We start from the raw sequence: 7,844 nt of genomic DNA, 5'->3' as shown, positions 1-7,844 counted from the left end.
TCATTGCGGATTTTTTCAGGGTCAACAGAAAGGCCATCTTTGCAGACCTTCAGATATCTTGCGTATCCCTTATTGCCAATAAGGTTTTTGGGATTCTTTTTGATGCACGCTTCAAGGCCTGCAATAATACTTTCTCGGGTAGCAGCATCTTTTTTGGTCTGTGTAGCATTCTGACATACAATGTAGCGGCGGTCTTCAACCATTACCTCTTTGACTTCCAGAGGTGCTGGGTTTTTTGATTTTATCTTTTCCCGAAGAACTTCAGTAAATTCACCTTTATCTGCCATGACTATATCCCGAATTTCCTTAACCTGACGCATTCTTGCTCCCAGAATATAGTTGATAGGGCTATCTCTATTCTCCATCTCTTCAATTGTTTGACTGCTAACCATACCTCTGTCTGCAACAATGCAGATATTCTGAATCTGAAATCGTTCCTGTAACCGTTTTGCCACAGGCAGCAGGGTTTTTACATCTGTGGTATTACCGGGCCACATTTCACAGGAAATCGGTCTTCCCTTATCATCAAGGATGGCACCAACGACCATCTGTTTGCACTGCGGTTTGCCGTCTTTGTTGAACCCACGTTCTCCAAGGGTATTTCCGCCCTGGCCTTCAAAATAGATGGACGTGGTATCAAAAAAGACCAGGCTCAGGCCAGTAAACAGGTCTCTGTGACGACTGAAAAGTTCTTCTTCGATAAGATCTTTTGTGCAAAGAGGAGTAAGATCAGTAGCTCCAGCCTGATCTTTTAGCTCTTCTCCCAAAAAAGCCATTGCCCTGTAAAAATGGTGCAGGTCAATTTTTTCAATTTCCTCCACAGCATGATTTGATCGCCATAGATTGCAGTTCCGATCAGATCCTGAGACAAAAAGTCTGTGCAAAACAGTTAGAAAAACAGCCCTTTCAAGATTAAAAGAAAACTTTCTGTTTGCCAAAAGTTCAGAAAAAATCTGTGGCATTTCAAGTTCTCTCCAAAGACGATCAAAGATCATTGCCGGGCCTATTTTTACAGCATCCACATCCGGTACTGAATCTTTAGAGAGCAAAAGAAGAACCTTGTCGGAAAATCTGGAAAGAGATCGAATCAGAGGTTCAAGCTGATCCTTCTCTTTAATTTCATCCATACGGCCTATGGTAGCAATGACACGCTGTCGGGTTTTACCTTCAATCTTTTTATTTTCGACAATTTGAAGATACTCATACCGACCTGATTTTTTAATTCTGGCAAACATGGCACCCCCTCCAGTAAGGGCACCTTATTTTTATATTATAATTTCTTTAAAAACAATATTAAATATTAATTCTGTGGCACCACCTTTTTGGGTTTTTACAAAGTGCGACACTGTAATTACAGGCATTTTGGACAAAAAAGGGCTCCCAACTGTAGAAGATGAGTTTGAAAATACTATGTATCAAAAGTCACTACCAAGTCACCTGAAATTTTTTTGGGTAAGACTATCCAGTTTTTTATATTCGAACGGTGTGACATTTGATCATTTGAGCAAATGTCTGTGTTTTTGCCTGCGTCTTCGGTCTCCGAGCAGCTGCCGCTGTTTCCTGGGAAGAGGTGTTGCTTTCTGTCCGGGCGGTTTTTATGCGTCTTTTTTTTCATGGGCTTTTTTCTGAATCAAAGGGAGCCATTTTTCCACCGTTTCCTTCAGTTCCATGGCGTGTATGGGTTTGGCTATGTAGTCGTCCATTCCAGCTTCAAGGCATTTTTCCCGGTCTCCTGCCATGGCATAGGCGGTCATGGCAATGATGGGAATCTTGCTGTTATTTACGGTGGTGTCTTTACTTCTGATTTTTTTTGTGGCTTCCAGCCCGTCCATCACGGGCATCTGCACATCCATGAGAACCAGATCATAGGTATCTGTTTCAAGGCAGATCAGGGCCTGTGCGCCATCTTCAGCCAGATCCGCAGAAAATCCAAGTTTTTTGAGAAGCCCCATAGCCACCGCCTGATTGGTGGCATCGTCTTCCACCACAAGGATGCGGGCCGGTGGTTTTTGTGCCGCAGCTTCTGTTCTGGCTGTATCCGGAGCAACATCCCCTGGGTATTCAGCCTCTGGCATCTGTTTTTCCTGCAACACCGTAAAGTAGAAGGTGGAGCCCTGATGGAGGATGCTGGAAAAGCCGATCTCTCCCCCCATCATTTCCACAAGCTCCTTGCATATGGCAAGGCCAAGGCCGCTGCCTCCGTATTTTTTTGTGTTGACGGGTTCAAGTTGGCTGAATTTCTGGAAAACAAGCCCGTTTTTTTCCTCAGGAATGCCAATGCCCGTATCTTCTATGGAAAAATGGAGCAAAACCTCTTTGCCCCTTTCCATCAGGGGGTGGATATGTAGCCGGATTTCTCCCTTCTCCGTAAACTTGATGGCATTGTCCAGAAGATTCATGAGGATCTGCCTCAGGCGCAGGCTGTCTCCCCGGAGGTTTGTCGGGGTTTGTGGCTGAAGGGTACAGGAGAGCTTTAAGGATTTTTGCCGGGCGCTGAATTCCATGGGAGAGAAAATATCCTTCAGCAGCCGGTTCAGGTTGTAGTCTGAGGGATGCAGATGCATACGCCCGGATTCAATTCTGGAAAGATCCAGAATATCATTGATGATTCCCATGAGAGAGCTGGCGGAGCTTCCCACAGTTTCTGCAAAGCTGCGCTGCTCTTCATCCAGATTTGTTCCCAGCAGAAGGGCATTCATGCCCATGATGCCGTTCATGGGTGTTCGGATTTCATGGCTCATGTTGGCTAAAAAATTGCTTTTGGCGATGCTGGCGGCTTCTGCCTGATGGCGTTGGATGCGAAGCTCTTCTTCCATTGCCTTTCTGTCTGTGATTTCGTTGCTTAAGGTAGCCACGCCGATGAATTTTTTGCAGTGCTTACCGCCGTATACGGGAAATTTACGGCTGAGGAAGGTACGGATTTTTCCTTCATCCGTGCGGACGGTTTCTTCAAGGGTGATTTCTTCACCATGGGAAAGGTGCAGGGCTTTTTTGTCGTTTTCCATGAATCCTTGAATGTCTTCGGGGCTGGCAATGCCTCGGAACAGTTCCCTGTCCGTTTTGCCCCTGACGGCTTCCATACTGCCATGACCCGTGAGCCTGAAATAGGCCTGATTGACATGGACATAGCGCAGGTCCCTGTCCTTTAACACGGCAATGGTCTCACTGCTTTCCAGAATGGCGGAAAGATAGGCAGCCTTTTCTTCTGCCTTTCTGTGGGCGGTGATATCCATTAGGGTAATCAACGCATGGCGCTGGTTGTCGATTTCAAGGGGCGCCCCCCCCACAATGAAGGATACGGGGCTGAGCTTGTTGGATACGGTAAAGTTGTGGGTGCTTTCAATGTCTGTAATGCGCTGGCCCGTTTCAAAAACTTTGTTGAGGACGGCGCTGATGCGGCAGTGGGAACAGTTTTCATGGTTCCGGCAGCCCTGCAGGGCGTACTCACAGCCGAGAATATCGCCGGGATTTTTTAACGCTCTTTTTTCCAGAGGCTCACTGCCTGCAATGGGTATGAGGGCTGCATTGATGCGGGTCACAAGCCCCTTTTCATTGACGATCATCTTGCCTACGGGTGAGACATCAAACATGGCCCTCAGGTTGGCCTGTTCCTGACGCTCTTCTTCATGTCTTTTAAGCAGGATTTCCTGCTGTTTTTTTTCTTCTGTGATGTCCATGCCGTGGGAAACGATACCATGGATTTTCCCATTGTCATCCATGGAAGGGAAATACTGCATGTGCATCCAGCGGGGGCCTTTGCCCGGAAAAGGCACAAACACTTCGTAGCTGATGGTTTCTCCCCCAAGGCAGCGGTCAATATGGGGTTTTATGCTTTGCTCAAAAAGCGCTTCTCCCATGAGATCCGTGACGGACAGTCCCTTTATTTCTTCGGCATTGCGCCCGAAAAAACGGGCGTAGGCGAGATTGACGTACTGGTACCGGTAATCCCTTCCCACCATGGCAATGGGGTGGGGAAGGGCATCCATAACCGACTGGGGAAGGGCTATGTTTTCTGGTTTATGGGCTTGTGTAGGCATATTCATATCTTTTATTTGTTTGCTTCATTGTGTAGATGCGCCATCCTGGCGCATTATTGAAAGCGGCTGGAAGCCGCTTCTACTTTTTCAGCGGTCAAATACTGTTTAGGTTTTGCATAAAAGAAGCTGTGAGCGTTCTTAAGACCATTAAAGCCCTTAGGGTCTTTACAGTCCCTGAAGGCTTTAAGGAAGGGCAGGCGTGAAGGCCTGCCATTGATGGTTAATTTTGACGGTGCCTGTTTCTGCTTGGGGCACCCTTTACGGGTGCCCGCTGCAAGAACTTCTCACTCTTCATTTATCAGAAGCGGGTGAAATCATCGTCGTCATCCATGGGGATGACCTGCTTGGGGCTGATTTCTTTGCCCTTGGTCTGGGGGGGACGTTTCAGGCTTCTGTCCTGATTCTGCCTTGCCGGAGCCTGCGCCCTTGCGGGGGCCGGACGGTGCTGGCTTTCTTCCCTGTAACGGGGCTGCTGGCTATAGGAATTTTTTCTTGCCCTTTCAGCAGCTCCCCCCACCATGGCCACCAGTTCCTGAACCATGGATTTCATCTGTTCGGCCTGTGCATTCATTTCTTCGGATGCGGAAGCGGATTCTTCGGCATTGGCCGCATTCTGCTGTACCACCTTGTCCATTTCCGCAACGGCTTTGTTGATCTGTTCTATGCCCTGCGCCTGTTCCTTGGAGGCGGCGGCAATTTCCGCCACAAGCTGACCCACCTGGGTGTTGCTGGAAGCCACCTCGCTGAAGGCGCTGTTGGTGCGGCTGACAAGCTCGCTTCCCTGCTGTACCTTTTTCACCGTACCATCAATGAGTGAGGCCGTGTTTTTGGCGGCTTCCGCAGCCCGCATGGCAAGGTTTCTCACCTCATCGGCCACCACGGCAAAACCGGCACCTGCTTCCCCGGCACGGGCGGCCTCAACAGCGGCATTGAGGGCCAGCAGGTTGGTCTGGAAGGCAATCTCGTCTATGGTTTTTATGATTTTAGAGGTTTCATCGCTGGCTTTGGAAATTTCATTCATTGAGCCGGTCAGTTCAGCCATGGAGGCGGTTGCGGTGTTTACCACCTCCCTTGTCTGTCCCATGAGGGCGTTGGCTTCCCCTGCATTGTCCGCATTCTGTTTGATCATGGAAGACATTTCTTCCATGGAAGAAGAGGTTTCTTCTATGGATGCGGCCTGTTCGCTGGCACCTTCGGCAAGGGAAATGCTGGCGGAAGATACCTGACCCGAAGCCGAAGCCACCTGATCTGAACCGTCATTGAGGCCCGCAATGATGCGGCTTAGGTTGGTGTTGATGCTGCGGGTAATGAGAAGACCCAGAGCAAGGGCGAGGATCACGCCCATGATGGATACCACCGTAACCAGAATCTCAATAAATACAGCCTGACTCAGAGCGGTTTCCGTTTCAGAACGGGCAATTTCTCTGTTGATGTTCACGAGCTGGGCAAGGATATCAAGGACAGCCCTTTCCCTTGCCGCCGTAACGATAAGGGCCTGTTCCTTCATGGCTTCAAAGAGATTCACCGACTCATCGGCGATGGTCTGCATGTCCGTAAAACTTCTGAATACGGCATCCATGGCAGGTTCCATTTCGTTTCTGAAAATCTGCCTTGCCGTATCTACCCTTCCCTGGGCTACGGCTTCCTTGATGCGTGCCACAGCTTCATGGAAGCGGCGGTGGGGGGTATCAAACTCCCTGAGAATACCCTGAAGCTGGCGGTTGTCCGTCTGGAAGGTGGGGAAAAAACGACCCGCATTGCAGGCGGTGTGGCTTTCTCCCCCTTCAAACCGTGCTTCAGGGTTTTCGATGAGGGTTCTCACCTGATCCACGAGCATATAATGATCTTTGGCAAACTGCTCAATGCGGCGGGACAGGGCCATGGGATCGGCAATGCCGTTGGCATCAATGGCTCTGGCCATTTCCAGGGTCCGGTCGTTTTCCCTTGCAAGGGCGGCAATCAGTGGTTGGAATTCGTTCCAGAGCCTTGCTCCCTCGGGAGTCTTGGGCAGAGGGCCGTAAATGGCTGCGGCCTCTCCGTAATTGTTTCTGGCCCTTGCAAAACCTTCATACTGGCGCTGGCGCTGTTCCATGGGAAGGCCGGGAATGGCAAGGGTCCGGACGTTGCCCCTCGCCAGCTGCAGGTTGGTTTGCATGAGAAGAAGGCTGTCCACGGCAGGAAGCCTGACCGCACCGACCTCGTTAATGGATCTTTCTCCCTGAAGTGCACCGTAAAAGCCTGCAATACCCACAAGAAGGGTAATGGTGGCAACACATATAAAGGATACAATGAGTTTTTTTCCTATGGTCCATGTTCCCTGCATAGCTCTTCTCCTGATTGTTTATTGGGATAAGGGGTTCATTCTTCCGGGGTGAGGATGTCTACTTCCTCGGTGGTCAGGATGCTGTCGATGTCCAGGAGGATATTGACCTTGCCGTCCATCTTGGCCATGCCGAGAATATAGTCCGTATGGAGCTTTGTACCAAAGGAGGGGGCAGGTTCTATGTCTTCGGCCTTGATGTTCAGTACCTCGGACACCGAGTCCACCACACAGCCCATCTGGATGGAGGAGGAGAGGCCTCTGACTTCAACGACGATGATACAGGTCCGGTCCGTGTAATCCGTGGGTGGCATGGAAAATTTCAGGCGAAGATCCACAACGGGAATCACCTTGCCCCGGAGATTGATGACGCCCTTCATAAAATCCGGTGTCTGGGGCACGGAGGTAATGGGCATCATACCGATGATTTCCTTTACCTTAAGAATGCCGATGCCGTAGTTTTCTTCTCCTAAGGAGAAGGTCAGATACTTGCCTGCACTGGCGGTTTCGTCCATGGAAAGCTCCTTTGCTGCTGGAGGATGATGAAAGAATAAAAGGAGGGAGAAAATTTATATGTGTAATGCATGTATGCCCGGAATCTTCTCATGAACGTGCCTGTGAAAACAAGTTTTTTTTGCCTGTAATGTCACTTATGCTGAAAAAGCCATATGGAGGATGAAGGCGAAGCCCGGCATCTCTTTGGGGAGTATTCATTTTTTTTAAGCAGCACAAAAACCCCTGCTTCCCGGAGATCCGGAAAGCAGGGGTTCATAAGATTTTAAAAATTTCTTTGGAAAAGCTCAGGGAGGCAGGTACATATCTTACCAAAACCTCTGATCCTTTATGGTTTCTGGCAGTGCCGTTTTCTGCCTGCAGGGAAGATTACTGAAGGTCTCTGAGTTTTGCTGTAAATTGCTGCCTCAGATCTTCATTCGCTCCCACCTGCTGAACAATCATGTTGTAGCTTTGGGCATCAAGTCCGGTTTTTTCAACGGCTTCCAGCATTTTTTCGTTGGCACTAACCTGAAGACTCTGCCTTTCTTCGGGGGACTCTACGTCCTGAACGGCTTTTTGAAAATCCTGATTGATTTCTGAGATTTTTATATAAGCTTCTGCTGCTTTATTTAGATCTGAATTACTGATATCCATGGCCTGACCCGGCGTGTACGGCGACTGATAGGCTTCCTGTGCAATGGCAGAAACGGTCATAAAAGCAAAAAAACAGAGGCTTAAGGCCACAATTGCGTAAAATGATTTTTTGTACATAGATTCCTCCTGTAGAAACATCCATTTCAATAATGAAAAAACGAACAAGAATTGCACGACAACAAATATGCAATCTGTCTGCATTCTATTGCATATCAGGTGCCATTTGTTTTTTTAAAAAATCAAACAGGTATTTTATATTAAAAAAACAATAATTTATTCTTGAAAAAAGGTTTGGGTTGCTTTGTTTTTAAAGAATGGACTGTTGTATCTTTATGGCA

The 7,844-nt window shown here is 48.5% G+C and carries 5 protein-coding genes; all 5 read right to left on the bottom strand.

The window, feature by feature from the left end; all coding sequences use genetic code 11:
- Positions 1-1,235, bottom strand: a 1,235-nt coding sequence (locus LZ24_RS01580; RefSeq protein ID WP_144681613.1) for an IS1634 family transposase, incomplete at its 3' end; no start/stop codon positions are given.
- Positions 1,236-1,595: 360 nt separating this feature from the next.
- A complete protein-coding gene (locus LZ24_RS01575; RefSeq protein ID WP_186442864.1) occupies positions 1,596-4,037 on the bottom strand; it encodes a PAS domain-containing protein in 2,442 nt (813 codons plus the stop codon).
- A 298-nt stretch (positions 4,038-4,335) separates the two neighbouring features.
- Positions 4,336-6,360, bottom strand: coding sequence for a methyl-accepting chemotaxis protein (locus LZ24_RS01570; RefSeq protein WP_144681609.1), 2,025 nt, complete (start codon positions 6,358-6,360; stop codon positions 4,336-4,338).
- A gap of 35 nt (positions 6,361-6,395) precedes the next feature.
- Positions 6,396-6,872, bottom strand: a complete 477-nt coding sequence (locus tag LZ24_RS01565) for a chemotaxis protein CheW (protein ID WP_144681607.1) — start codon at positions 6,870-6,872, stop codon at positions 6,396-6,398.
- Between the two features lie 367 nt (positions 6,873-7,239).
- Positions 7,240-7,623 carry a DUF4168 domain-containing protein gene (locus tag LZ24_RS01560; RefSeq protein WP_186442863.1) on the bottom strand — a complete coding sequence of 128 codons (384 nt, stop codon included), beginning with the start codon at positions 7,621-7,623 and terminating at the stop codon, positions 7,240-7,242.
- Positions 7,624-7,844 lie beyond the last annotated feature (221 nt).

Origin of the sequence: Desulfobotulus alkaliphilus (assembly GCF_007830435.1) — a bacterium.
GTDB lineage: Bacteria > Desulfobacterota > Desulfobacteria > Desulfobacterales > ASO4-4 > Desulfobotulus > Desulfobotulus alkaliphilus.
The sequence above is the reverse complement of the archived record's forward strand: the minus strand, read 5'-3'. Positions and strand labels throughout refer to the sequence as shown.